Source organism: Paraburkholderia sp. 40 (assembly GCF_050434105.1).
GTDB lineage: Bacteria > Pseudomonadota > Gammaproteobacteria > Burkholderiales > Burkholderiaceae > Paraburkholderia > Paraburkholderia tuberum.
The window spans coordinates 103,929-130,227 of the sequence record NZ_JBNPVY010000003.1; the positions used below are offsets into that span (position 1 = coordinate 103,929).

At 65.2% G+C, this 26,299-nt stretch carries 21 protein-coding genes; 13 read left to right on the forward strand and 8 right to left on the reverse strand.

All coding sequences use genetic code 11. The features are described from left to right. Positions 1-225: 225 nt before the first annotated feature. The 8 genes from OKW28_RS15875 (at position 226) to OKW28_RS15910 (ending at position 11,710) form a co-directional block, all read left to right on the forward strand. Positions 226-2,631, forward strand: a complete 2,406-nt coding sequence (locus OKW28_RS15875; protein WP_429447148.1) for a glycoside hydrolase family 3 N-terminal domain-containing protein — start codon at positions 226-228, stop codon at positions 2,629-2,631. Between the two features lie 65 nt (positions 2,632-2,696). Next, the gene (locus tag OKW28_RS15880; RefSeq protein WP_429447150.1) at positions 2,697-3,464 is read left to right on the forward strand and encodes an SDR family NAD(P)-dependent oxidoreductase; all 768 of its coding nucleotides are present in this window, start codon (positions 2,697-2,699) and stop codon (positions 3,462-3,464) included. Beyond that, on the forward strand, positions 3,461-4,345 hold the full coding sequence (locus OKW28_RS15885; protein ID WP_429447152.1) for an SMP-30/gluconolactonase/LRE family protein: 885 nt from the start codon (positions 3,461-3,463) through the stop codon (positions 4,343-4,345). The genes OKW28_RS15880 and OKW28_RS15885 overlap by 4 nt, the downstream gene beginning before the upstream one ends. 156 nt (positions 4,346-4,501) lie before the next feature. Further along, complete coding sequence (locus OKW28_RS15890) at positions 4,502-5,497, forward strand: LacI family DNA-binding transcriptional regulator (RefSeq protein WP_429447154.1); 996 nt, start codon at positions 4,502-4,504, stop codon at positions 5,495-5,497. 235 nt (positions 5,498-5,732) lie between these two features. Next, the gene (locus OKW28_RS15895) at positions 5,733-7,139 is read left to right on the forward strand and encodes an MFS transporter (protein WP_429447156.1); all 1,407 of its coding nucleotides are present in this window, start codon (positions 5,733-5,735) and stop codon (positions 7,137-7,139) included. A gap of 32 nt (positions 7,140-7,171) precedes the next feature. Further along, positions 7,172-8,956 (forward strand): IlvD/Edd family dehydratase, encoded by a 1,785-nt coding sequence (locus tag OKW28_RS15900; RefSeq protein ID WP_184023534.1) that lies wholly within the window; start codon positions 7,172-7,174, stop codon positions 8,954-8,956. Between the two features lie 84 nt (positions 8,957-9,040). Further along, positions 9,041-10,228: a fumarylacetoacetate hydrolase family protein gene (locus tag OKW28_RS15905; RefSeq protein ID WP_429447158.1), complete on the forward strand. Its 1,188-nt coding sequence runs from the start codon at positions 9,041-9,043 to the stop codon at positions 10,226-10,228. Positions 10,229-10,267: 39 nt separating this feature from the next. After that, positions 10,268-11,710: an aldehyde dehydrogenase family protein gene (locus OKW28_RS15910; protein ID WP_429447160.1), complete on the forward strand. Its 1,443-nt coding sequence runs from the start codon at positions 10,268-10,270 to the stop codon at positions 11,708-11,710. 153 nt (positions 11,711-11,863) lie between these two features. Here the strand turns inward: OKW28_RS15910 and OKW28_RS15915 are convergent, their stop codons facing one another. From OKW28_RS15915 to OKW28_RS15925, 3 genes are all read right to left on the reverse strand, one after another. Further along, a complete protein-coding gene (locus OKW28_RS15915) occupies positions 11,864-12,130 on the reverse strand; it encodes a DUF4148 domain-containing protein (protein WP_090810603.1) in 267 nt (88 codons plus the stop codon). Between the two features lie 198 nt (positions 12,131-12,328). Next, the gene (locus OKW28_RS15920; protein WP_429447162.1) at positions 12,329-13,162 is read right to left on the reverse strand and encodes a DUF2182 domain-containing protein; all 834 of its coding nucleotides are present in this window, start codon (positions 13,160-13,162) and stop codon (positions 12,329-12,331) included. Further along, the gene (locus OKW28_RS15925; protein WP_429447164.1) at positions 13,159-13,923 is read right to left on the reverse strand and encodes a DUF899 domain-containing protein; all 765 of its coding nucleotides are present in this window, start codon (positions 13,921-13,923) and stop codon (positions 13,159-13,161) included. The genes OKW28_RS15920 and OKW28_RS15925 overlap by 4 nt, the downstream gene beginning before the upstream one ends. 167 nt (positions 13,924-14,090) lie before the next feature. Here OKW28_RS15925 and OKW28_RS15930 point away from each other — a divergent pair, with 167 nt between their 5' ends. From OKW28_RS15930 to OKW28_RS15950, 5 genes are all read left to right on the forward strand, one after another. Continuing rightward, positions 14,091-15,320, forward strand: a complete 1,230-nt coding sequence (locus OKW28_RS15930; protein ID WP_429447166.1) for a helix-turn-helix domain-containing protein — start codon at positions 14,091-14,093, stop codon at positions 15,318-15,320. Between the two features lie 14 nt (positions 15,321-15,334). Continuing rightward, positions 15,335-16,009: a glutamine cyclotransferase gene (locus OKW28_RS15935; RefSeq protein ID WP_429447168.1), complete on the forward strand. Its 675-nt coding sequence runs from the start codon at positions 15,335-15,337 to the stop codon at positions 16,007-16,009. Between the two features lie 702 nt (positions 16,010-16,711). Next, on the forward strand, positions 16,712-19,126 hold the full coding sequence (locus tag OKW28_RS15940) for an alkaline phosphatase family protein (protein ID WP_429447170.1): 2,415 nt from the start codon (positions 16,712-16,714) through the stop codon (positions 19,124-19,126). A gap of 122 nt (positions 19,127-19,248) precedes the next feature. Beyond that, positions 19,249-20,739 (forward strand): cytochrome-c peroxidase, encoded by a 1,491-nt coding sequence (locus OKW28_RS15945; protein WP_429447172.1) that lies wholly within the window; start codon positions 19,249-19,251, stop codon positions 20,737-20,739. 27 nt (positions 20,740-20,766) lie between these two features. Next, on the forward strand, positions 20,767-21,438 hold the full coding sequence (locus tag OKW28_RS15950) for a hypothetical protein (RefSeq protein WP_429447174.1): 672 nt from the start codon (positions 20,767-20,769) through the stop codon (positions 21,436-21,438). Positions 21,439-21,525: 87 nt separating this feature from the next. On the opposite strand, the gene OKW28_RS15955 is transcribed toward OKW28_RS15950, so the two are convergent. Genes OKW28_RS15955 through OKW28_RS15975 form a run of 5 tightly spaced genes read right to left on the reverse strand, consistent with a single transcriptional unit; the run spans position 21,526 to position 26,297 of the window. After that, entirely contained in the window at positions 21,526-24,621 is a 3,096-nt protein-coding gene (locus OKW28_RS15955) for a complex I subunit 5 family protein (protein WP_429447176.1), read from the reverse strand. After that, positions 24,615-24,989 carry a sodium:proton antiporter gene (locus tag OKW28_RS15960; protein ID WP_090810587.1) on the reverse strand — a complete coding sequence of 125 codons (375 nt, stop codon included), beginning with the start codon at positions 24,987-24,989 and terminating at the stop codon, positions 24,615-24,617. The genes OKW28_RS15955 and OKW28_RS15960 overlap by 7 nt, the downstream gene beginning before the upstream one ends. Positions 24,990-25,005: 16 nt before the next feature. Further along, a complete protein-coding gene (locus OKW28_RS15965; protein ID WP_429447178.1) occupies positions 25,006-25,710 on the reverse strand; it encodes a Na(+)/H(+) antiporter subunit B in 705 nt (234 codons plus the stop codon). Beyond that, on the reverse strand, positions 25,707-26,051 hold the full coding sequence (mnhG, locus tag OKW28_RS15970) for a monovalent cation/H(+) antiporter subunit G (RefSeq protein WP_090810583.1): 345 nt from the start codon (positions 26,049-26,051) through the stop codon (positions 25,707-25,709). Before mnhG ends, OKW28_RS15965 begins: the two co-directional genes overlap by 4 nt. Positions 26,052-26,054: 3 nt before the next feature. After that, a complete protein-coding gene (locus tag OKW28_RS15975; protein WP_018422732.1) occupies positions 26,055-26,297 on the reverse strand; it encodes a hydrogenase subunit MbhD domain-containing protein in 243 nt (80 codons plus the stop codon). Between the last annotated feature and the right edge of the window lie 2 nt (positions 26,298-26,299).

The following is a 26,299-nucleotide window of genomic DNA, read 5'->3' on the forward strand; positions in this document are numbered from 1 at the left end:
GTGTCGCTAGAGCCAAACGAATGACCCGTAGTCGATCAAACACGGCGAATACGAGTTGCGGCTGCGTTCGATCGATTAGCAGGACTGCGAAGTGCGGAAAGGTATCTGAAATAGAAGGGAATGGCATCCGGGCCGAAGCAACGCCATGCCGCACGCTTGTCAGGAACAACGGATTTGTCGGCGCTTCATGCGCTTCGTACACCAGGATAAAAAAAGGAGTTTTCGATGTTGCTTCGCCAAAGTGAGGTCCAGCTCTACCGCAATCCAGCGGCAGCCGTGGAAGAGCGCGTGGCCGATCTGCTCGCGCGCATGACACTCGACGAAAAGATTGCGCAGCTTCACGCCGCGTGGCTGAAGCTGTCGGCCGATGGCAATCACAAGGCGCGTAGCATCGATTTCGCGCAGAGCGCCAACCAGATCACGGTCGACGAGATCCTGCAGCATGGCCTCGGCCAGATCACGCGTCCGCTCGGCACGCATACGGTCGATCCGAAAGAAGGCGTACGCGCGCTCAACGAGCTGCAGCGCAAGATGGTCGAAGACACGCGCCTCGGCATTCCGGTGATGTCACACGAGGAATGCCTCGTCGGGCTCATGATCAAGGACGCGACGCTGTTCCCGTCGCCGTTGAACTATGCGGCGACGTGGAATCCGCAACTGGTCGGCGAAGTGGGCACGATCATCGGCGAGCAGGCACGCTCGATCGGCTGTCATCAGGGGCTCGCGCCGGTGCTCGACGTGTCGCGCGACCCGCGTTGGGGCCGCACCGAGGAGACGCTCGGCGAAGACCCCTATCTGGTTGGCGTGCTCGCGTGTCATTACGTGAAGGGCCTGCAGGGCGAACAGCGCGATCTGCTCGCGACGCTCAAGCATTTTGTCGGTCATTCGGCGAGCGAAGGCGGCCGCAATCATGCGCCGGTGCATGTCGGTCCGCGTGAGCTCAACGACGTGTTCATGCTGCCTTTCGAAATGGCCGTGAAGCTCGCGAACGCGGGTTCGGTGATGCCCGCCTATCACGACGTCGACGGCGTACCCTGTCATGGCGATCGCGCGCTGCTGCACGACACGCTGCGAGAGAAATGGGGCTTCGACGGTCTCGTCGTCGCCGATTACGCGGGCGTCGACCTGCTGTTCAGCCATCATGCCGTGGCGCGCGACAGCGCGTCGGCCGCAGCCCTCGCGTTCAACTCCGGCCTCGACGTCGAGCTGCCGGGTCACGAGTGCGCGGTGCATCTGAAGGAAGCGCTCGAGCGCAACGAAATCAGCGAAGCGACGATCGACACCGCCGTCTCGCGCGTGCTGCGCGTGAAATTCCAGCTCGGCCTGTTCGAGAATCCGTACGTCGATCCCGAACGCGTCGACGTGAAAAGCGCGACCGCGGGCGATACCGCGTATCAGGTCGCGCTCGAATCGGCGGTGCTGCTGCACAATCAAGGCGACGTGCTGCCGCTCGACGCGCACGGCTCCGAAAAGATCGCGGTGATCGGCCCGACCGCCGACGATCCGCTCGCGCTGCTCGCTGGCTACAGCTTCCCGGTGCACCTGATCAACAGCGGCGAGCAGTCCACTGCTTCGATCGCGACGCCGCTGCGTTCGCTGCGCGCGCTGCTCGGCGACGAGCGCGTAATTCACGCGCAGGGTTGCGACATCATCAAGGAGCGCCGCGCGGGCGCGCCGGTGTTTCCGGGCGACGTGTCGCTCGATCTGACCGGCGACGCGCATTGCGACGAGCTGATCAGCAAGGACACCGACGGCATCGCGGCCGCGGTCGAAGCCGCGCGGCAAGCGGGCGTCGCGCTGGTGTTCGTCGGCGATCTGGCGGGCCTGTTCCAGTCCGGCACGGTCGGCGAAGGGTCCGATACCGACAGCCTCGACCTGCCTGGCGTACAGCAGGCGTTGCTGCAGGCGGTGGTCGACAGCGGCACGCCGACGGTCGTCGTGATGACGGGCGGCCGTCCGTACAATCTCGGCGGCCTCGAAGACCGCATCGCCGCGCAGATCATGGCGTTCGCGCCGGGCGAGCGTGGCGCCGAGGCGCTCGCCGATCTGCTGGTGGGCCGCGCCAATTTCAGTGGCCGTCTGCCGTTGTCGGTGCCGAAGAGCGCGGGCGCCGTGCCGTACGTGTATAACCATCGTCTGAAGAGCGCGGGAACGCCGATTGCATACCATTTCGGCTGCCGCTATCCGTTCGGTTTCGGTCTGGGCTATACGCAGTTCCGTTACGGCGATCTCGCGCTCGCGCACAGCGAAGTGCCGATCGAAAACGGTACGATCGAGTTGAGCTTCGCGGTCGACAATATCGGCGCGCGCGACGGCACCGAGATCGTGCAGATCTACGCGCGCGACCGGCACGCGTCGGTCGCGCGGCCGGTCCGCGAGCTGAAGGCGTTTGCACGCGTGCCGCTCGCGGCCGGTGCGTCGGCGCGTGTGCGCGTGAAACTGCCGGTCGACATGCTGAACTTCACCGACGCGTGCGGCGAGCGTATCGTCGAGCCCGGTGACTTCGATCTGCTGGTCGGCAGCTCGAGCCGCGACATTCATCTGAGCGGCACGGTCGCCGTCGCGGGCTCCGCGACGAGAACGCTCGAACGCAACTGGCGCATGCTGAGCGAGGTCGAGATCGTGGCCTAAGCGGCGGGTCAGGGCGGCGAGCGCCGTCCTGTGTGTGGTCCTACTCGTAACAAGTGGAAAATCTGATGTCGTATGCAACCTATCCAAGTCTGTCGGACAAAACCATCGTCGTGACCGGCGGCGGCAGCGGGATCGGCGCCGCGACCGTCGAGGCCTTCGCGCAGCAAGGCGCGCGCGTGTTCTTCCTCGACGTCGCCGAGCACGATTCGCTCGCGCTGCAGGAAACGCTTCGCCACGCGAAGCATCCGCCGCTGTTCCGCCGCTGCGACCTGAAAAATGTCGACGCGATCGAACACACCTTCAACGAAATCGTCGATGCGGCCGGCCCGATCGACGTTCTCGTCAACAACGCCGGCAACGACGACCGGCACGAAATCGGCGAGCTTACCGCGAGCTACTGGGACGATCGTATCGCGGTGAATCTGCGCCACCAGTTCTTCTGCGCTCAGGCCGCCGCGAACGGTATGCGTCGCGCGGGGCGCGGCGTGATCCTGAATCTGGGCTCGGTGTCGTGGCATGTCGCGCTGCCGAACCTGGCGATCTATATGACCGCCAAGGCCGGCATCGAAGGGCTCACGCGTGGTCTCGCGCGTGATCTGGGCAGCGCGGGCATCCGCGTGAATTGCATCATCCCCGGGGCGGTGAAGACGCCCCGGCAGATGCAGCTGTGGCAATCGGCGGAAAGCGAAGCGAAGGTCGTCGCGAGTCAGTGTCTGCAACTGCGCATCGAGCCCGAGCACGTCGCGCGTATGGCGCTGTTCCTCGCCTCCGACGACGCGTCACGCTGCTCCGGCCGCGATTACTTCGTCGACGCAGGGTGGTACGGAGAATGAGCATGCCGGTTCCTGTGTGCGTATGGGCGGTCGGCGCCGAGCTGGCCGAAGGGCCGCTATGGCAGGCCGCCGAAAACGCGGTGTATTTCGTCGATATCAAGGGGCGCTGGATTCATCGGCTGTCGGTCGCGACCGGCGAGCAGCGGACGTGGCAGGCGCCCGACCAGCCCGGTTTTCTGGCGCCGCTCGCGGACGGCACGTTCGTATGCGGGCTGCCATCCGGCTTGCATCGCTTCGATCCGGCGAGCGGCGAGTTCAGCAATCTCGCCGACGTCGAACCGCATCTGCCGGGCAACCGCCTCAACGACGGTTTCGTCGATGCACGGGGACGCCTGTGGTTCGGCTCGATGGACGATGCGGAAGAGGCGCCGAGCGGCACGCTGTATCGCGTGAACGAGCAAGGCGCGGCAATCGCGCAGGACGACGACTACGTGATCACGAACGGCCCGGCGATGAGCCCGGACGGCCGCACGCTGTATCACAACGACACGATGCGGCGGGTGGTTTATGCCTTCGACGTCGCCGCGGACGGCACGCTGTCGGGCAAGCGCATCTTCGCCGCGATCTCCGGCGACGGCCATCCCGACGGCATGGCAGTCGATGCCGACGGCTTCGTGTGGATCGCGCTGTTCGGCGGCTGGCGGATCGAGCGTTACTCGCCGGCGGGCGAGCTGGTCGATCAGGTGCCGTTGCCGTGCGCGAACGTGACGAAGCTCGCGTTCGGCGGCGACGATCTGCAAACCGTCTATGTGTCCACCGCATGGAAGGGACTGACGGCGGTCGAGCGCCAGCATCAACCGCAGGCGGGCGGGCTGTTCTCGTTCCGCGCGCCGGTGGCGGGGCAGGCTCAGGCGCGCTGCACGGTGGGCTTCGAGCGCTAGACGACAACAACACAGCGACAGGACAAGCCGCAAAACGCAACCCTGACGTTGCCTGGTCGCTCCGCAAGGAGCGGCCCGCTATCATGTGCGTTCCATGACTTTCGCGCATTCGCCCCGATACCTATCATGACGTCCAGGCCGCCAGTCCCGCCCCGCATGTCCGATGTTGCCGAACGCGCGGGCGTCTCGAAGATGACCGTGTCGCGCGTGCTCGCCGGCCGCAACGTGTCGCAGGCGACTCGCGAACGCGTGCAGAAGGTCATCGACGAACTCGGCTACGTCGCCGATGCGGCGGCGGGCGCGCTGTCGTCGGGACGCTCGGCGTTCGTCGCGGTGCTGGTGCCGTCGCTGTCCAGCTCGAACTTCTCCGACACCGTGCGCGGACTGAATGCCGTGCTGGGCCCGCACGGTCTGCAACTGCTGCTCGGCGACACGGACTACCGTCTGGAACAGGAAGAACTGCTGGTGCGCTCGATGCTGCGCCACCAGCCGCGCTGCGTCGCGTTGACGGGCGGCCGGCACACCGAGGCGACGCGCATGCTGTTGCAGCGCGCCGGTATTCCGGTCGTCGAAATGTGGGATCTGCCCAGCGATCCAATCGATACGGTCGTCGGCTTTTCGAACTCGGCGGCGGCGCGCGCGATGGTCCGGCATCTGCACGAGCGCGGTTATCGGCGGATCGGCTTCATCGCGGGTGCCAGCGAGCGCGACCGGCGCGGGCACGACCGGATGCGCGGCTACGTCGCCGAAATCAAGGCGCTCGGCCTCGGCGAGCCGCGCGTGATCCGGCTCGGCGATTCGCCGATCACGATGAGCCACGGCGCACCGGCGATCGGCGCATTGCTCGACACGTGGCCCGATATCGAGGCCGTGATGTGCGTGAGCGACATGTCGGCGTTCGGCGCGATCATGGAGTGTCACCGGCGCGGGCTGTCGGTGCCGGGCGACATCGCGGTCGCCGGGTTCGGCAACTTCGAGGTGTCGTGGTGCTGTCAGCCGAGCATCACGACGGTGTCGGTCGACGCGTACGGCATCGGCCTGCGCGCTGGCGAAACGCTGCTTGCGGCGCTCGCCGATCGCGAAGCGGGCGAGGTGCATCGCAGGAAAGCGGTGAAGATCGATTTCACGGTGATTGCACGCGATAGCGCGTAGAGGACACGCTGCGAGCATCAGCGGCGCGACGCTGAATTCGCAAGCCGCGAACACCTCGAACTACCCTTAATTAAACAGATCAGGGATATCCCTTGGTTGCCCGGATGGTAAGCCGGGCGTAACATCCACAGCCAGAAATGTTACCGGTAACTTATCGGCGAGGTTCGTCGGCTCGAATCGCACGAGCGGCGAAGCAACGGCATTTCCCACGAAAAACAGGCTGATGGAGATACGAATGACCGCTGTGCCGTCCGCAATCGCCGCGCCCGCCGCGCGCGTCGACGAGTTCGAGGAAAGGACCTATCGCAAGGTCGTGCGCCGGCTGCTGCCGGTACTGTTGCTGTGCTATGTGGTTGCGTATCTGGATCGCGTGAACGTCGGCTTCGCGAAGTTGCAGATGCTCGACGATCTCGGCCTGTCCGACACGATGTACGCGATCGGCGCGAGCGTGTTCTTCTGGGGCTATTTCATCTTCGAAGTGCCCAGCAACGTGTTCCTGCATCGCTACGGTGCGCGCTTCTGGATCGCGCGGATCATGTTCACGTGGGGGCTCGTGTCGATGGCGCTCGCGTTCGTCGCGCCGCTCGCGCGCGTCGCGCACGTCGAAACCGCGACGATGTTCTACATCCTGCGCTTCCTGCTCGGGCTCTGCGAGGCCGGCTTCTTCCCCGGCGTGATTCTGTACCTGAACTTCTGGTTTCCGTCGCAGCGCCAAAGTCGCGTGATGTCAGGCTTTCTGATCGCAATGCCGGTCAGCCTGATGCTCGGCGGCGTCGTGTCGGGCTGGCTGATGAACCATACGGCCGGCCTGCTCGGCTATCAGGGCTGGCAATGGATGCTGCTGATCGAAGGCGTGCCGTCGCTGCTGACCGCGTTCGTGGTGTACTTCTCGCTCGACGACGGCATTGACCGCGCGCGCTGGCTCACGCCGCAGGAGAAGAGCCTGCTCGCGGCGAATCTGCAGCGCGAAAGCGCGCATAAGACAGCGCGCTTCGGCTCGGCGGTGCGCGATCCGCGCGTCTGGCTGCTGATCGCGATTTTGCTCACGTTCAATACCGGCTTCTACGGCCTCGCGTTCTGGCTGCCGTCGATCATCAAGGCGACCGGCGTGCAGGATCCGCTGCATATCGGCCTGCTGACCGCGATTCCGTACGGCGTGGCGATCGTCGCGACGCTCGCGAACGCCGCGCATTCGAAGAAAACCGGCGAGCGGCGCCTGCATGCGGCGATTCCGGCGCTGATCGGCGGAATCGCTCTGATCATGAGCGCGGCTTTGGCGCATCATGTGGTGTGGGCGATCACGTTTCTGACGATCGCCACCGCCGGCATCCTTGCGCTGATGCCGATTTACTGGACGTTCCCGGGACAGCTGCTGTCGGGCGCCGCGGCCGCGGCCGGCATCGCGATGATCAACGCGATCGGCAATCTGTCCGGCTTTACTGGTTCGATGATCACCGCCGTGGCGAAAGATTTGACCGGCGACATCAACAACGGCACTTACGCACTCGGTGCGTGTCTGCTGGTCAGTTGCGTGCTGATCCTGCTCGTGCCGCGCACGATGCTGACGCGGGCCGCCTCGAATGAAGGCAGCGGCCCCGGCCGCGAGACAGCGCGGGCACAGAAACACGCGGAGCACGCATAAGAAACCCTCACCCAGACAGAGAGACAAGCATCATGTCAGCATCCACCCCGCGCCGGCTGCGCAGCCAGGAATGGTTCGACGATCCCTCGCATGCGGATATGACGGCGCTGTACGTCGAGCGTTTCATGAACTACGGTCTGACGCGCGAAGAGCTGCAGTCGGGCCGGCCGATCATCGGCATCGCGCAGACCGGCAGCGATCTCGCGCCGTGCAACCGGCATCACATCGAGCTCGCGGCGCGCACGAAGGCTGGTATTCGCGACGCGGGCGGCATTCCAATGGAGTTTCCGGTGCATCCGCTCGCCGAGCAGAGCCGCCGGCCGACCGCAGCGCTCGATCGCAATCTCGCGTATCTGGGCCTCGTCGAAATCCTGCACGGCTTCCCGCTCGACGGCGTGGTGCTGACCACCGGCTGCGACAAGACCACGCCCGCGTGCCTGATGGCGGCGGCCACCGTCGATATGCCAGCGATCGTGCTGTCCGGCGGTCCCATGCTCGACGGCTGGCACGACGGCAAGCGCGTCGGGTCGGGCACCGTGATCTGGCATGCACGCAATCTGCTGGCGGCCGGCGAGATCGACTACGAAGGCTTCATGGAGCTGACTACCGCGTCGTCGCCGTCGATCGGTCACTGCAACACGATGGGCACCGCGCTGTCGATGAACAGCCTCGCCGAAGCGCTCGGCATGTCGCTGCCCGGCTGCGCGAGCATTCCGGCCGCTTACCGCGAGCGCGGCCAGATGGCCTACGCGACCGGCAAGCGCATCGTCGACCTCGTGCGCGAGGACCTGCGGCCGTCGAAGATCATGACGAAAGAAGCGTTCGAAAACGCGATCGTCGTCGCATCGGCGCTCGGCGCGTCGACCAATTGCCCGCCGCATCTGATCGCGATTGCGCGGCACATGGGCGTCGAGCTGAGTCTCGAAGACTGGCAGCGCGTCGGCGAGCAGGTGCCGCTGATCGTCAACTGCATGCCCGCCGGCGAATATCTCGGCGAGAGCTTCCATCGCGCGGGCGGCGTACCGGCCGTGATGCGCGAGCTCGCGAAAGGCGGCCTCGTGCACGAGGATTGCCTGACCGTGTCGGGCCGCACGATGGGCGAAATCGCGGCCGCCGCACCCGCGCCGGATCGCGAGGTCATCAAGACGACCGACGATCCGCTGAAGCACGGCGCGGGCTTCATGGTGCTGTCCGGCAACTTCTTCGACAGCGCGATCATGAAGATGTCGGTGGTCGGCGATGCGTTCCGCAAGACCTACCTGAGCGAGCCCGGTGCGGAAAACAGCTTCGAAGCACGCGCCATCGTGTTCGACGGCCCCGAGGACTATCACGCGCGCATCAACGACCCGTCGCTTGAAATCGACGAGCATTGCATCCTCGTGATTCGCGGCACGGGCACGGTCGGCTATCCGGGCAGCGCCGAGGTCGTCAACATGGCGCCGCCGGCGGCGCTCGTGCGCCAGGGCATCACGTCGCTGCCGACGCTCGGCGACGGCCGTCAGAGCGGCACGTCGGCGAGCCCGTCGATTCTGAACATGTCGCCGGAAGCGGCGGTGGGCGGCGGCCTTGCGCTGTTGCGCACGAACGACCGCATCCGCGTCGATCTGAATTCGCGCAGCGTCAAAGTGCTGGTCGACGAAGCGGAACTCGCGCGACGTCGCGAAACCGTGCACTTCGAGATTCCGCCCGCGCAAACGCCGTGGCAGGAGCTGTATCGCAAGACGGTCGGCCAGCTTTCGACCGGCGGCTGCCTCGAACCGGCGACGCTGTATCTGAAGGTGATTGCCGAGCGCGGCAACCCACGGCATTCGCATTGACCTGCAGGTGACAAGGCCGGGCTTCGCACGCAACGCGACGCCCGGCGTTGGCCGTTTTCCCACTTATCCGAAAGAGCCCATCCCATGTCCGCAACTTCCCCCTCCAGCTTTCTTCCCGGCGATCTGAACGACGCACTGCTGATCGGCCGCGTGTGGCGCAAGACCGAGCAGCATGAAGGACCGTGCGTGGTCGTCGTGCGCGGCGGCGAGGTGTTCGACATCACCGCGGCCGTGCCGACTACCGCCGACCTGTTCGAGCGCGACGATGCCGCGCAATTTGCGCGCAGCGCGCCGGGCGTGCCGCTCGGGCCGGTCGCGCAGCTGATCGAGGCGAATCTGCCGGGCGCGAGCGCACCGGCCGCGCGCGTGCTCGCGCCGTGCGACGTGCAGGCGATCAAGGCCTGCGGCGTCACGTTCGCGGTGAGTCTGATCGAGCGCGTGATCGAGGAGCAGGCCGGCGGCGATCCGGCGAAGGCGAGGGAAGTGCGCGAGACGATCGCGTCGACGATCGGCACCGATCTGTCGAAGATCAAGCCGGGATCGGAAGCGGCGATGAAGCTGAAGGCCGAGCTCGAGCGACGCGATGCGTGGTCGCAATACATGGAAGTCGGCATCGGTCCGGACGCCGAAGTATTTTCGAAATCGCAGCCGATGTCGGCAGTCGGCTTCGGCGCGGACGTCGGTCTGCTCGCCGCGTCGGTGTGGAACAACCCGGAGCCGGAGATCGTGCTCGCGGTGAATAGCCGCGGCAGCATCGTCGGCGCGACGCTCGGCAACGACGTGAACCTGCGCGACATCGAAGGCCGCTCGGCGCTGTTGCTCGGCAAGTGCAAGGACAACAACGGCTCGTGCGCGATCGGTCCGTTCGTGCGGCTGTTCGACGACACCTTCTCGCTCGACTCGGTACGCAGCGCGAGCGTGTCGCTGCGCGTCGAAGGCGCCGACGACGACTTCGTGCTCGACGGCGTGAGCCACATGAGCGAGATCAGCCGCGACCCGGCCGACCTCGTCGCGCAGACCTGCGGCCGTCACCACCAGTACCCGGACGGCTTCATGCTGTTCCTCGGCACAATGTTCTCGCCGATCAAGGACCGCGACGCGCCCGGCGGCGGCTTCACCCACCACCTCGGCGATCGCGTGACGATTTCGACGCCGCAGCTCGGGGCGCTGACCAACACGGTGCGCCTGTCCACCGAAATCGAGCCGTGGACGTTCGGCGTGCGCGCGCTCTATAGCAATCTCGCCGCCCGTGGCCTGCTCGTTGCTGAATAACCGGATTGTCGTTGCAATTTTCGAAAGGAGAATCAGGACATGAGTCAGTTCGCAAACTACATCGACGGACAGTGGGTCGACGGCGCGAGCGTGTCGCGCAACGTCAATCCGTCGAATCTCGACGACGTGATCGGCGAATTCGCGCAAGCCGACGCCGAGCAGACGCATCGCGCGATCAGCGCCGCACGCAAGGCCTTCGCGCAATGGTCGTTGTCCACGCCGCAGCAGCGCTTCGACGTGCTCGACCAGGCGGGCAGCGCGATCCTCGCGCGCAAGGTGGAGCTCGGCAACGTGCTCGCGCGTGAAGAGGGCAAGACGCTGCCCGAGGCGATCGGCGAAGTGGGCCGCGCCGGGCAGATCTTCAAGTTCTTCGCGGGCGAAGCGCTGCGCGTCGGCGGCGAAGTGATGCCGTCGGTGCGGCCGGGCATGACGGTCGAAATGACGCGTGAGCCGGTTGGCGTGGTCGGCCTGATTACGCCGTGGAATTTTCCGATTGCGATTCCGGCGTGGAAGATCGCGCCGGCGCTTGCGTACGGCAACACGGTCGTGATCAAGCCGGCCGATCTGGTGCCGGGCAGCACGTGGGAGCTGGTCAAGATCATCGCCGAGGCGGGCGCGCCGGCGGGGGTGATCAACCTCGTGATGGGGCGCGGTTCGGTGGTTGGCGAGGCGCTCGTGTCGTCGCCGGATGTCGATGCGATCAGCTTCACCGGTTCCGTTTCGACGGGCCGCGCGATCGGCGCGAAGTGCTTCGATTCGGGCAAGAAATTCCAGCTGGAAATGGGCGGCAAGAACCCGATGGTCGTGCTCGACGACGCCGATCTCAATGTCGCGATCGAAGCGTGCATCAACGGCGCGTTCTACTCGACGGGCCAGCGTTGCACGGCATCGAGCCGGCTGATCGTGACCGCGGGGATCTATGACCGCTTCATCGACGGCATGAAGGCGCGCATGCGCGCGCTGAAGGTCGGCGATGCGCTCGCGGACGGCACGCACATCGGCCCGGTCGTCGACGACAAGCAGTTGGCACAGGACGAGCGCTATCTGGCGATCGCGCGCGAAGAGGGCGGCACGGTGTTCGGCGGCGAGCGCGTCGAAGGCTCGACGCGCGGCTATTTCTTCGCGCCGGCGCTGGTCACGGAGACGACCCCGGCTATGCGCATCAACCGTGAAGAGGTGTTCGGGCCGGTGGCGTCGGTCATCAAGGTCAAGGACTACCAGGAAGCGCTCGCAGTTGCCAACGACACCGAGTTCGGGTTGTCGGCCGGCATCTGCACGACATCGCTGAAGTACGCGAGTCATTTCCGCCGCCATGTTCAGGCCGGCATGGTGATGGTCAACACCGCGACGGCGGGGGTCGATTATCACGTGCCGTTTGGCGGGCGGAAGGGGTCGAGCTACGGTCCGCGCGAGCAGGGCGCCTACGCCCGCGAGTTCTATACGTCGGTGAAGACCGCGTATATCAACCCGGGCGCGGTCTGACGCAGAACTAACAACAGAGCTCCCCAAAACGGAACTGGCCCGCCATCGCATTCAGTCGCGATGGCGGGCCAGTAGGGGAAGCTGCGAGAGCGCCAAGCCGAGCGCTCCGGCAGGTACAGCTACATCAACAGCAACTTTCCAACCTGCAACGCCTTACTGCGCTGCGTGACCTTGCTGCGACGAACCGCTGGTCACGCCGCCGACCGCGGCGTTTTGCGCCGCGACTCGGGCTTCGGCAGCCTGAATGTTCGACGGATATTCGTTCGGGTTCGAACGTGCCGGGTTGTAGCCGGCTTTTTCGATCTGAGCCAGCTCTTCACGGACTTGCGCGCGGGTCAGCGGCTGGTTCGATTGAGCGAAAACGGCAACCGGAGCAGCGAGGGTAGCGGCGATAACGACAGCTTGAACGAGCGATTTCATTTTTATTACCTCCAGGTTTTGTCTTTCTAGGCTGCGAAACCATTTGTTTGCAGCAGTGATGACAGTCTAGGGGGAGCGGAAAGTAGGGTAAATACCTAATTTCTGAAATCACTGTTTCCGAAACCAAAACAATAATGAGACAGCAAGGCCATCGAGCGTCGATTTGCGAAGCGATCCGCGACAGCTGGCGCGCATGAGTCAGCCGGCTGATATGGCCTTGATGAGCAGCAAGCCCGCGCCGGCGACGGCTATGGCGCCGCTCGCCCGGGCGACGAGTGCGCCGTCCGGCGCAAGTCGCTCGGCCGTAATGGCGGCCGTCACGGCGGCCATCAAGCGCAAATCCGTCATGCCGACGACCAGCAGAATTGCCGTGAGACCCCCGCAGCAACCGGCGCAATCGATGCCGATGCGCAGACCGTATCTCCACGCGCTCGGCGCATCGGCGGGAAGGCTGGGCGTCGTGCGGCTGCAGGCGAGGCGGCGGGCTTTCCATGTGCTGAACTGCAACGCGCCCGCGAGCAATACGACCACGCTGACCGCCAGCGGCATCGAACGCGCGAGCGCTGGCCACCGCAACTCGAGCGCCGCGAGCGACGCGCCCAGTGCAAACACGGCCGCGCCGAGCGCCGTCCATACGACCGCATACGCGCCACTCACGAGCATCGTCAGCAGGGCCAGTCGCTCCGCACTTGCGCGCGAGCCGATCGCGTCGCGATAGCGCAGCAGCGTCGGCATCAACGACGGCAGCATCATCGCCGCCATCATCACGATCCACATGCCGATGAACGATGCCGCGGCGCGGGCCCACGTGCGCCCGCAGGTCGGCATCCACAGCGTCGACATCGACCAGCCGCCGGGCATCGGCAACGCGCCCATCGCCGACATCGACGCGCCGTGGGCCAGTGTCGCCGCGACGCTCGCGGCGAATATCAGCACGCAGACGCCGACGAACACGCGCTGCGATGAGCGCGCCGCGCGCCGTGTGGCAAGGCGCTGCCCGCTCGTGCAAACAGCGCGCACGAGCGGACTCATGACCGCTCGTACTCGTCGTGACGGCGCCACCAGATGCCCGTCTCGTTGCGCCCCTTCGGCGCGCGATCGAGCCACTGGTATATGCCCCACAGCGCATCGACACCGCGCGCGTAAGTCGAGTACGTGTGATAGACGACGTCGTCTTCGAGCACGAACGCGCTCATGCCTGGCCGGTCGCGCGAATAGGTGGCCGCGTCGGTGCCGCAGGTCGCCGCGAACTGCGCGACCGGTTCGGGCGCCGGACTCACGTCCATCGCGTGACTGTTGCGTGCGTAGTTGTACTCGATATCGCCATCGCGCTGCTGTGCCTCGGTGAACGAGACGTTGAAGTCGAAATTGAAATCGCCGCTTGCCGACGAGGCCCATGGAAACGTCCAGCCCATGCGCCGCTTGTACGTCTGCAGCTTGTCGAGCGGCGCGCGCGACACCGCCGTCAGCATCACGTCGTGATGCGCGAGATGCACGGCGAAGCCGGCGAAGCCGTCCGCGATCGACGAGCACGATGGGCAGCCCGCCTTGTAGTCGGGGCCGAACATGAAGTGGTAGACGAGCAGCTGCGAACGTCCTTTGAACAGATCGGCGAGCGACGCGCTGCCTTGGTCGGTATCGAAGCGGTAGGCCTTGTCGACCCTGACCCACGGCAGCGCCTGGCGTTGCCGTGCGAGCTCGTCGCCGTGTCGCGTGTGGGCTTTTTCCGCGTCGAGCAGCGCGCGTCGCGCGGCGAGCCACTGTTCGCGTGTTCCGATCGGATGCGTAGTCATCGTGGGTACCTCCGTGAGTCGTGCCGCGCCGCGCGAGCCCTTGCCCGACGGCGTCGGTGACGGTTGTTGGTCGTGTTAGATTAGGGCCGGGCATCGATCGGGTGGGAGTGACAAGTGTGGCGGGATTCGCTTGATGCATTGACGTGCTACTCGCGGACTCGCACGCCGTGGACGCGCTGATTTCCGCGGCGGCGCGCGCGCTCGCGGCCGGCGATCCGCTTGGCGCGCTCGACCGCGTCGCGTTGCGCGACGACGCGCCGGCGCTCGCGCTGCGCGGCATCGCGATGGCGCAGCTCGGCGATTTCGGGCGCGCCAAGGCGTTGGTGCGCGACGCCGCGCGCGCGTTCGGCGCGCAGCATGCGGTGGCGCGCGCGAGATGCGTGGTCGCCGAAGCGGAGATCGCGCTGGCGTCGCGCGATCTCGCATGGCCCGTCAAAACACTCGACGCTGCGACCGCCACGCTCGACGCGTACGGCGATCGCGTCAATGCCGCGCATGCGCGGTATCTCGCGGCGCGGCGTCTGCTGCTGATCGGCCGTCTCGACGAAGCGGAGCGCAAGCTTGCCGCGCTCGATCCCCGGCCGTTTCCGCCCGCACTGCGTGCCGCGCATGAACTGGTCGTCGCGGGAGTCGCGCTGCGGCGTTTGCGCAGCGGCGCCGCCCGTGCCGCGCTGGCGCGGGCCGGACGCGCGGCACGCGAGGCCGGCATTCCGGCGTTGATCGCGGAAGTCGAAAGCGCATCGGTGGCACTGGGCAAACCGGCGGCGCGCATGATCGCGCATGGCGAAGAAGAACCGATCCCGCTCGATGAAGTCGAGAAGCTATTGACCTCGAATCGCGCTGGCGGCGCGTTGATCGTCGACGCTTGCCGCTACGCGATCCGCGATGCGAACGCGGCGGTTGCGCTCGCGAGCCGACCGGTGCTGTTTGCGCTCGCCCGCATGCTCGGCGAGGCATGGCCCGACGACGTGCCGCGCGACGCGCTCGTCGCACGGGCGTTCCGCGCCAAACGCGCTGACGAATCGCATCGCGCGCGGCTGCGCGTCGAGATCGGCCGGCTGCGCACGGCGCTCGGCACGCTCGCGAGCGTCAGCGCGACGACGCGCGGCTTCGCGCTCGCGCCGCGTCACGCCCGCGAGGTCGTCGTGCTGGCGCCGCCGGTCGAAGGCGAGCATGCGGCGCTGCTCGCGTTTCTGTCGGATGGCGAAGCGTGGTCGAGTTCCGCGCTTGCCCTCGTGCTCGGTGCGAGTCAGCGCACCGTGCAGCGCTCACTCGACTCGCTCGCCGCGGCCGGCAAGGTGCAGCCAGTGGGCGAGGGGCGCGCGCGCCGCTGGATGACGCCGCCCCTGGCCGGATTCGCGACGGCTTTGTTACTCCCTTCCCCGTTTCCTTCATGATTAGGATGGCCACCATGAACCGCTCTGCCGCCAGAATCGTCCGTGAATATGGGCCCTTTACGGGCGTCGATAAAGTGCATGGCGTCACCTACGACGGCCGACTGGTGTGGATCGCGACCGGCGAACGGCTCGACGCGTTCGATCCGGCGAGCGGCGAGACGCTGCGCTCGATCGCGGTGCCCGCCGACGCGGGCACGGCCTTCGACGGCGAACACCTGTTCCAGATCGCGCACGGCCGCATCCAGAAGATCGACCCGCAGAGCGGCCGCGTGCTGTCGACGATCGCGGCGCCCGGCGACGGCGGCCAGTCGGGGCTGACATGGGCCGAAGGTTCGCTATGGGTCGGTCAGTATCCCGAACGAAAAATCTATCAGGTCGATCCGGACACTGGCGCGGTGCTGCGCACGATCGAGTCGAATCGCTTCGTGACCGGGATCACGTGGGTCGACGGCGAGCTATGGCATGGCACGTGGGAAGGTGACGAGAGCGAGCTGCGGCATCTCGATCCGCGCAGCGGCGAGGTGCTCGAGCGCGTCGAGATGCCGGCCGGCGCGGGCATTTCCGGACTCGAATCGAACGGCGCGGATCTGTTCTTCTGCGGAGGCGGCAGCAGCGGGCTCGTTCGCGCCGTGCAGCGTCCCGTGCGAGAGAGCGACTCGCAATTGCCGGTCGATTCGACGAGCGAGTGATTCGTCATGCAAGCAGCGCGTCCTCGTTATCGGCGCTGGTATTTGGCTTACTTGTACTCGCCGATAACGTAAGTCATCGTTGGTAAACGAAGTATTCCATTGCGTTACTCTTATTGCGAGACTACTCCCCATACGCGGGCCGCCTGCAGCGACTTCTAGCAGGCCGTGGCAAAGCACCCAGCCACCGCCGGATAGCGGTCCCGTCATCTCGCTTCTTCAGCCTCGCCCCACCAGTGCTCGCATCAGACCCACCGACGCGGCGCATGCGCCACCACCCGGTACTCGAATAGCGGTGGAACGTACATCACGTCGCTTCCCGGCTACAAATAGACGATCGACGCTCAAGGAGCTTGTCGTCCCTCTTCCTGCGGGGCGTCCAGTCCAAACCGCAACACCCTCGGATGCTGCACCGCACACGCGAAGCATTCCGAGTGTTTTTCAACAGTAGCGGGGAATTGAGAGCATTTTCGCTGCACCCGCAACAACTACGACGGTTGGTTCTCAGCTTTATTTTCGTCTTCGTTGCTTGCCCGTGCATTGCGGCTGTTCGAAAAGATGTGATCAGAACCAAGCCAGGTTCACGCTCCAATCCTTATCGTTAGCAGACATACGCCTTACACAAACCCTTCATATTATTCGCTCGTTTTACTAAGTCTTGCCCCACACAAGCGGTTGCCGATACAACTAACAAAGGGTCCCCAAATGTCATCGCATCACAAAATGCGCCCAGCGCTTTGTCTAACGTCCGTTGCCGCTGCCTGCGTGCTCGCAGCTTGTGGCGGAAATTCGGATAGCCCCTCTGCCAGCAACAACAACGGTGGCACGACCGCCGGCACGACGTACTCGGGCGTGGTCGCCGCAGCCGCCTTCGTCCCGGGCAGCTCGAGCGGCAACCCAACCTTGAAGGCCGGCTACTACTCTGGTGCCACCGTGTTCGTCGATGCCAATGGCAACGGTGTGCTCGACAGCGGCGAAGCCTCCGCGAAGACCGACAGCAACGGCCATTTCTCGTTGACCACGACCACCACGGGTCCGCTCGTCGCTGACATCACGACCTCGGCCATCAACACGGCATCGGCCGCCAAGGTCGCCAGCCACCTGATCCTGCGTGCTTCGGCCGACCAGATCGCCGACCAGGGCGCCACCAAAGTCGTGATCAGCCCGATGTCGAGCGAAGTGCAGCGCCTCGTCGAAGCCAACGGCAGCAAGTACGCGACCGAGAAGGCTAATCTGTCGACCCGTCTGTCCGGCCCGGCATTCAACAACGCCTCCGTGACGGTTTCCGCCGGCGACGTCCTGGCCGACGCCAACACCCTGTCCGGCGCCGAGCAGTACGCGGTGCTGTTCGAAGAAAACGCACTGACGAACCGCTACACGTACGCCACCGCGAAGCTCGATCGTGGCGACAAGTACCCCGATGCGCTGGCCGTTGCCGGTGGCGACCCCACCCTGACCGGCGTTTCCGGCATCACCGCTGGCGAAACCATCCCGACGGATACGCGCAAGGCGATCAGCTTCGCACAAGCCCAGCAGGCTGCGTTCAACGTCGAAGCGATTCCGCGTTACGACAACGTCTTCGTGATCATGCTGGAGAACAGCAGCACGAACCGCATCAAGGGTTCGGCGTACATGCCGGCGGTCAACTCGATGATCACCAACGGCAACTACTTCTCGACCTACTTCGCGACCGGCAACCCGTCCGAGCCGAACTACACCGCCCTGGGCGGCGCCGACGACTTCGGTATCGGCGACGACAACTGGTGGGGTTGCGCCGCCGCCGGCGCCAACGCTCCGACGGACAAGGCTTTCGCCGGCGGCACGGCTTCCGACGGCCAGCCCCTGCCGTCCCACGTCGCGCTGACGCCGAACGACCCGATCATCGGTACCACCGCCGGCGGCGCCACCGTGGCCGTTGGATCGCTGCTGTCCAATTACACGGCGGCCACCAACCAGACGTGCTCGACGGACGGCACCGGTTCCGTCGCCAACCACAACATCATGAACGCGCCGAACCTGTTCACGCAGATTTCGAGTGCGGGCCTGACGTGGCGTACCTACAGCGAATCCTTGAACCCGGGTCAGGATCCGCGCGCCGACAGCCTCGGTGACACGGGTGTATCGCAGGCCTACAACCAGACCGACGGTAGCATCACCGTGACGGGCACGCCGTTCGCCATGCCCGGTTCGCTCTACAAGACCAAGCACCATCCGGGCATGGCCTATCAGAACGTGCGTAGCCTGCCGGAGTTCTTCGCGAACAACCGCACGATCTTCGGTACCCAGTACTACACGAACGCGGCCGACCTGACCAACACCACGCTCTACAAGGTTCCGACCGGCTACAACGTCGACCAGTTCAGCACCGACCTGGCCAAGGGCGACGTCGGTACGCTGAACTTCATCATGCCTGACCAGTGTGATGACCTGCACGGCGCCGGCAGCGACGGCACCTGTAAGGACAGCACGACCGCCTCGGGTACCGTTCCGGCTCATGCGCTGCTGACCCGCGCCGACTACTACACCAACGCCGTGGTGCAGAAGATCAAGGCATCGCCGCTGTGGCAGAACAAGCAGCGCAACGTTGCCATCGTGGTCATGTTCGACGAAGGCAATGGCACGTCCAACGGTGCCGGCAGCTCGTGCTGCGGCTGGGACGTGGGTGGCAAGGCTACGCAGATGCAGAACGCGGACGGCAGCTGGGCTCCGGTTCAGGCGAAGTACGGCAACGGCAACAAGGGCCATGGCAACTCGATCTTCGTCCTGATGACCAACCAGCAAGACGTGGGCGCCGCGCCGAAGGGCGTCGCCGACAGCGATACGTACAGCCACTTCTCGTTCGTGCGCACGGTGCAGGACATGTTCCAGCTGGCCGACCCGGCTGTTCCGACCTCGTACGCCAACCGTTCGAAGTACACGGAGTCGTACATTGCGCAGAACATCGCCAACCTGCCTGAGTACGCCGGCAGCGCCGACACGCACTACGACGCGGTTCGTCCGATGAACCACGCCTACGTGATTCCGGCCGGCTACACGCAGAAGTTCCAGACGGGTGACGTGAGCGATCCGGCGCAAGTTGGTCCGGACGCGACCCAGAAGAACCTGTGGGCGACGAAGTAATAAAAAGCACTAAACGGTAAGCACGCGCAAGCGTGCCATTCATCAAGCAGTAGCCTGCGCGGGAGAGCGGTTCGGCCGCTCCCCCGCCAGCTGTTTTATCGAACAAAGCCGGGGGAGTAGCGATGCGCAAGGTTTATGCGGGGGCGCTGTATGTCATCTTGTCGACACTGACCGCTTGCGGGGGCGGGGGCTCGTCACAGTCTGCTTCGACGGACGCAGGCACGGGCTCCACGGGCTCCACGGGCTCTACGGGGTCGGCGCCCACGAGCAAGCTGAGCGCTGCGGCCCAGGTCGGCGAGAAAATGTTCTTCGACAAGAACCTGTCCGGCGGCAAGAACCAGGCATGCGCGAGCTGCCACGATCCGGCGTATGCCTACGGCCCGCCCAACAGCCTGGCGGTGCAGCTGGGTTCCGATAACGTATCGGAAGGCCAGCGCGCGGTTCCCTCGCTGCGCTACAAGGCCATGACGCCCGCCTACGACGACAACGCCTCGAACCCCGACGGCATCACGGCGAACGCGCCGGGCGGCGGGTTCATGTGGGACGGCCGCGGCAAGACGCTGGCCGACCAGGTGGCGCTGCCCCTGCTCAATCCCATCGAGATGAACAACGCCTCCAAGGACGCGTTGGTGCAGGCGGTAAAGAGCTCCTCGTATGCCGCACAGTTCACGGCGGTGTACGGCCCGGCCGTGTTCGGCGATACGGACACGGCGTTCCAGGACATCGGACTCGCGCTGCAGGCCTACCAGAACGAGGACCCGAGCTTTGCGCCGTATTCCAGCAAGTTCGACCTGTATGCGAACAACAAGATCGGCGGCACGTTGACGCCGGCCGAATTGCGCGGGATGAACCTGTTCAACGATACCGATCGCGGGGCCGGCTGCGTGGCCTGCCATTTCATGGGCGCCAACTTCAACGGCTCGAACGCGCTGGGGACCGACTTCACCTATCAGGCGATCGGTGCGCCGCGCAACGACACGTCGATCCCGGACAATCCGAACCCCATCGCGGCCAACCTGAAGGCGAGCTACTACGACATGGGGCTGTGCGGCCCGATCAATAACGGCAGCTATGACAGCCACACGCCGCTTTCGGCCACCAGCGGCGCCGGTCCGGACCCCTTTACGGGCGTGAATAACCCGGATCCGTATTGCGGCCGCTTCAAGGTGCCGACGCTGCGCAACGTCGCCGCGCGCAGCGCCTTCTTCCACAACGGCGTGTTCCACTCGCTGGAGCAGGTGGTGCGCTTCTACAACACGCGCGACACCAACCCCGAGTACTGGTATCCGTCCACGGGTGGCGATTCCACCAGGCTGACCAGCAACCCGAGCTATGCGCTGCAACCCACCTATGCAGCGGGCGCGACGGTGAACATGTTCAACGATCTGCCGGCCGCCTACCAGGGCAATATCGACGAGGAACTGCCGCTGGGGCAGGGCCAGACCGACGCGGGCGGCACCACCGCGTTGAACGGTGCGCAGCCGCGTGCTGTCCATTCGGCGCCGCAATTGTCGGATCAGGACGTGCAGGACGTGATCTGCTTCCTGAATACTTTGAGCGACGGCTACCAGCCTGCCGCGACCCAGCCCACGAGCGGTAGCTGCGTGAATTGATCTTTTTGAATACTTGAACTATCCACGATGATGCATTTTTCGAATCCGGTGCGCGGCACTGCCATTGCGGTTTCCCTGACGGCGTTGTTCCTGCTGGGCGGTTGCCAGAACAAGGCCGAGCCTACCGCGGAGAACTTTACCAACACGATCACGCACTACCTGGCCGATCGCGGCCACCTGTGCGTGGCGAAATACGATTGGCCCATCCACGTGGCCGATCAGGACATCGTGGTCACGCATTCCCGCGATGCGCTGCAATTGCCGGTGATGGAAAAGCTGGGCCTCGTCAAGAGCACCGTCATGACGCTCGAGCGCACTGGCGAGGACGGGGCCAGGATCGAGGCGCCGGGACGCGAGTATGTGCTGACCGACGAAGGCAAGCAGTTCTACCTGCACAAGCCGGTGGTGGTGGCGACGCCCGGCAAGACGGTCACGCACGACGCCGATTTTTGCGTGGCCACGCTGACCCTGGACAAGGTGGTGGGCTGGGAGCCGCCCCAGACTCACGACGGCGAGACCAGGACCTCGGTGCTCTACACCTATAAGATCGACCCGGCGCCTTTTGCCAGGACTCCCGAGTTCCAGCGAGCGTTTCCCATGGTGGCGCGCGTGATCGAAGGCGCGGGCACCATGCAACTGCGCGAAGGCGTGCGCTTGACCAAGGACGGCTGGGTAGCGGAAGAATATCTCGTTCGATGATCGTTGAGTTCGCCGACGCCGTATTCCAAGGCGATCGTCCTCGCACGTGGGCCGGTCCATGCCGCTGCGCCAGGACCAGGTGCACCCTTACGGCGTCCCCGCTGGACTCAGCCCCGTGCTCGCAAAATAGATCACGAGAAAATACAGCAGCACATAGAGCGCGTAGGTCTGCCCGTTGCCGGTATAGACGCGGCGTATCCGAGCCGCCGCCACGAGCGCGAAGTGCGATATGCCGCGCCAGAACATCTGCGCGACCGGCGGCACCGTGCGGCTCACGATCGGCCGGTAGAAGTGGTAAAAATCCGGGGCGTTGCGCGCATTGCCGCGGCGGCTGCGGTAGTACAGCACACTGAGCCCGAACACGATCGCCGTGACGATCAGCACGACGATCACGACCGGCGTCGGATTCCAGAACCCGTAGATGCTTTCGAGCGACATGCCGCCCCACACCAGTGTCGCCGCGAACTGCGGATCGATCGCGGCCGACACCGGTTCGAGCAACACCTTCGGAAAGAACGACAGGACCACGATACCGACCACGAACAGCAACTGCGGCACCAGCAGCATCACAGGCGCTTCGCGCACCTGCGGCCGCTGCGGCGGGCGCGCTTTGAGGAAGACGCCGTTCAGCAGGCGCAGCATGTACAGAAAGCCGGCGCAGGTCGCGATCAGCCCGCACACGGCGAGCCCGTACCAACCCTTGTCGGTCATTGCGCTCAGTAGCAGCCATTTGCCGCCGAAGCCCATCAGCGGTGGCAGGCCCGACATCGAGACGAGCGCGATCACGACCATCGCGAACGTGAGCGGCATCTCGCGCGCGAGGCCGCCCACATCGGCAAAGTTGCGCGTGCCGGTGCGCGAGATCACGCCTGCGAGCGCAAGGAACAGGATGCCCTTCACGAACATGTGATTGGCGACCAGATACAGCGCGGTGACCCAGCCGAGATGGCTCATCAGGCCGATCGCGGCGACGATATAGCCGGTCTGGCTCATGCTCGACAACGCGAGCATCCGTTTGAAGTCGTTCTGCCGCAACGCCATCAGCGCGCCGAACAGGGTCGTCAGCATGCCTATCCAGGTCATCGCGTGCGCGAGTTCGAGGCCGACCTCCGAGCGTATCGTCAGATAGGTGCCGATCAACAGGCCGAACATCGCGACCTTGCTGACCACTGCCGACAGCATCGCGGTCACGTCGTCTTCCGCTTCGGTGTATGCGCCCGGCAGCCATACGTGCACGCCGATCGCGCCGGCCTTGATCAGGAAGCCCGCCGCGAGCAGCACGAACGCTCGGTTCGCCTCCGGTCCCGAATGGATCAAAGCTGACAGCGCGATGCTATCGTCGATCGCCGCGACGTTGGCGAAGCCCGCCAGCAGGAAGAACGCCGCCAGCAGCGAAAACAGCAGGAAGGTCAGCACATGCGGTCCCGCGCGCCGGCACTTCGCGATCAGGAAGCACGACGACAGCGTGATGATTTCCCAGCTATAGAAGAACTCGAGCGAGGTGGATGAGCGCAGCAGCGCCGGAATCGACAGCGATAGCACGACGAGCATCGGATAGAAGCCGGCGCGCACGTCGTCGCGATAGAGACTCGCCGCTGCGATCACGAGGCTGCCCGCGAGCAGCAGCCAGGCGAACAGTCCGGCGATACCGCGCGAGCCCTCGCAGAGGAGACTGCCGATCAATCCAATCGCGATCACCGCGAGCACGCCTTTCACGCGCCCCGGCAGACGATCGGCCGCATAGAATAGCGCACCCGCCGCGAGCGGCGAGAAGATCCACGCCGACGCGACGCCCGAGAACACGGCTGCCATATAGGCCGCCGCGATCAGCAGCACGGCGACGCCGAACAGCGGCAACAGCGCGGCGATGTTCGGCCGGGCTTTGGCCTCGACGTCGGACGGAGCCAGCGCGCGCACGAACCAGTGGAACATATAACCCGCTTCGAGCAGAGAGCCGGTCAGGATCAACACGATCCAGTACGGCTTGCCGGCGGCGGTCAGGCGCATCACGAGTTCCCACTTCGCCCAGAAGCCGGGGAATGGCGGCAGTCCCGCGATCGCGACCAGGAAGAGACCGAGCAGGCCGATCAGCAACGGGCTGCGCGACAGGATCGCGCGTGCATCGTCGCCGTGCCGCCGCAGCACGCCGATCAGCCAGAACAGCCCCGCCTTCGCGAACAGATGGTTGATGAAGAGCCCGCCGACGACGAGCGGGATCGATGCGTCCGCGCCGATCTGGCGCAACAACGCGAGCGACAGCATCAACAGCGCCATCTGCCCGATCGACGAATAGCCGAGCAAGCGTTGCGGCTTCGTCTGCTTGATCGCGAGCAGGTTCGAGAACAGGAACGTGACGCCGCCCGAGACGGCGAGCAGCGTCAGCAGGCCGTCGAACAGCGGCAGCAATTTCAGCAGCGCGAAAAACACGCCCGCCGATACGCCGACCGATACCATCGCGCCGACGCCGCTCGGCGCGGTCTCGTAGACGTCGAGCCCCCAGCCGTTGGCCGGAAACGGCTTCAGCTCGATCACGAGACTCGCGAACACGAGCAGGATCGCAGTCGTGCCGATCGGGCCGCCGAGCTGGTCGCGCAGCGACAGCAGTTCGTCGATGTTCAGCGTGCCGCTCACGTAGTAGAGCAGCACCGCGCCGAGCAGAAAGAGCGTCGACGCGATCACGGTCGCAAAGATGTACTTGAATGCGGCGGCGAGCGCGGCGGGCGTGCGCTCGAGCCCGAACAGGCCGTATGTCGCGATCGACACGATCTCGAGAAACACGAACAGGTTGAACAGGTCGCGGGTCATCACCATGCCGTCGATGCCCATCACCAGAATCAGGTACAGCAGCAAGGCCGCGTAGTTGCCGCGCAGACGGTCCCACAGATGCAATGCGCCGAGCAGCGCGACCACATTGACGCTGAACGTGAAGAAGCCTTCCCACAAGCCGAAGCGCAGATTGATCGACACCGGCGGCAGCGCGCCCGCGGTCAGCACCTCGATCGTGTCGCCGCCGTCGAGCAGGCCGTAGAACGACACGCCGGAGACGAGCACGATGCCGCACAGCGCGACGAAAAAGCCGAGCGTGAGCCATGGCTTGCCGAGCCGGTACAGCAGCGGAATGACGAAGCCGCCGCCGAGCCCGAGAATGAAGATGTGCAGCGGATGAAACAGCGCGGCTACCATTTCGACTCGGTGAAGGCGTCGATGGAAAGCGTCTTTCTGGCGGCATGAAGACGGATCGCGAACGACAGCATGATGGCGGTGACCGATAGCCCGATCACGATCGCCGTGACGACGAGTGCCGATGGAATCGGATCGATCGCGCGGTGCGCGGCGGCGGATTTGCTGAGCGCCGCGTCGATGATCGGCGCGGTGCCGCCCGTGACGTAACCGGTCGCGACCATCACGATGTGCAGGCCCGTGTCGATCACCGCGAAGCCGATGATGATGCGCAGGATGTTGCGGTGGGTCAGCATGCCCCACAGGCCGATCAAGGAAAGGCAGAAGCCCGTGATCAGCAGGATCTTCGAAACCGGGATGCCCGTGCTCATGCGCTCTCCTTCTCGTTCAGCTTCTGAACCGGTCGATGATGACACTAAGCTCCGCGCCGACCTTGACGCCGAGCAGCGTGGAAATCAGCGGGATCGCGCCGGCGCTGAAGAACGCGCCGAACTCACCGCGCGGCAGAAAGCGCGGGTCGAGAAAACCGCCAGCGAGCACGAGGCCCAGAATGCCGGTGCACACGTAGATCACGCCCGCGAGCGACTCGACGACGCTCAGCAGCGCGACGTTCAGCGTCGAGCGGGGCCGCGCGAGCAGCATCAGCATCACGGCGGACGCGACGATCGCGCCGCCCTGGAAACCGCCGCCCGCCGACAGATGCCCGTTGACGATCACGTAGCCGCCGAAGGTGAGGATCATCGGCAGCAGCACCTGCTTGCCGGTATGTACGATCTCGCCGGCTGGGCGGCGCGCGGGCGCGGATTCGTCCGCCGCAGCGGCGGAAGTCGCGTTGCTTTCCTCTTTCAGCAGCACGCCGACGCTCGCCGCGACCATGAATAGCACCGCGACTTCGCCGAGTGTGTCGAAGCCGCGAAAGGTGATCAGAATGCCGGTCACGATGTTCGGCGCGCCGAGTTCGAGCGGCCCTCTGACGACGTAGTACCAGGCGAGCGGGCGCAGCGCCTGCAACTCCGTGTAGCCGCCGACCAGCCGCCAGAACACGACCGCGAACAGCAGCACCGTCAGCAGCGCAAACGCGCGACGCATCATGATTCGGCCTCCCCCGCAGTGCGCCCGCCTTCGTCGGCGAGTGCGTCGGTGATCGTGGACGAGGTCATCGGCGTGCGGATCAGCCAGGCGGCGCGCGATAGCGCATGCGAGGACACCGGGTTGGTCACGAGCACGAAGTAGATCAACAGGATCAGACGGAAGGTCCAGTTCGGGTGATAGAACGCGAGGCCGATCAGCACGAGCATGTTGCCGAGCGTCGACGCCTTGGTGCCGGCCTGAATGCGCGTATACGCATCCGGCATGCGCAGCAGCCCGAGGCCGGCGGAGAACAGAAAGACGGCGCCCACCAGGATGAACACGCTGCCGATCAGTTCGAACATGCGCTAGCCCTTCTGATAACCGGTTTTGCGGATCGCGTACAGAAAGATGAAGGTCGCGAGTCCGGAACCGATCGCGGCTTCGGCCATCGCGACGTCGGGCGCGGCGAGCAGCAGGAAGGCTATCGCGGCGAACAGGCTCGCGAGCCCCGAGCTCACCATCGCGGCCAGCAGATTCTTCAGGCAGACGGCCAGTACGCCGCTCACGAGGATGCTCGCGCACATCAGCAGCAGGAGCAGTTCGAGCATGG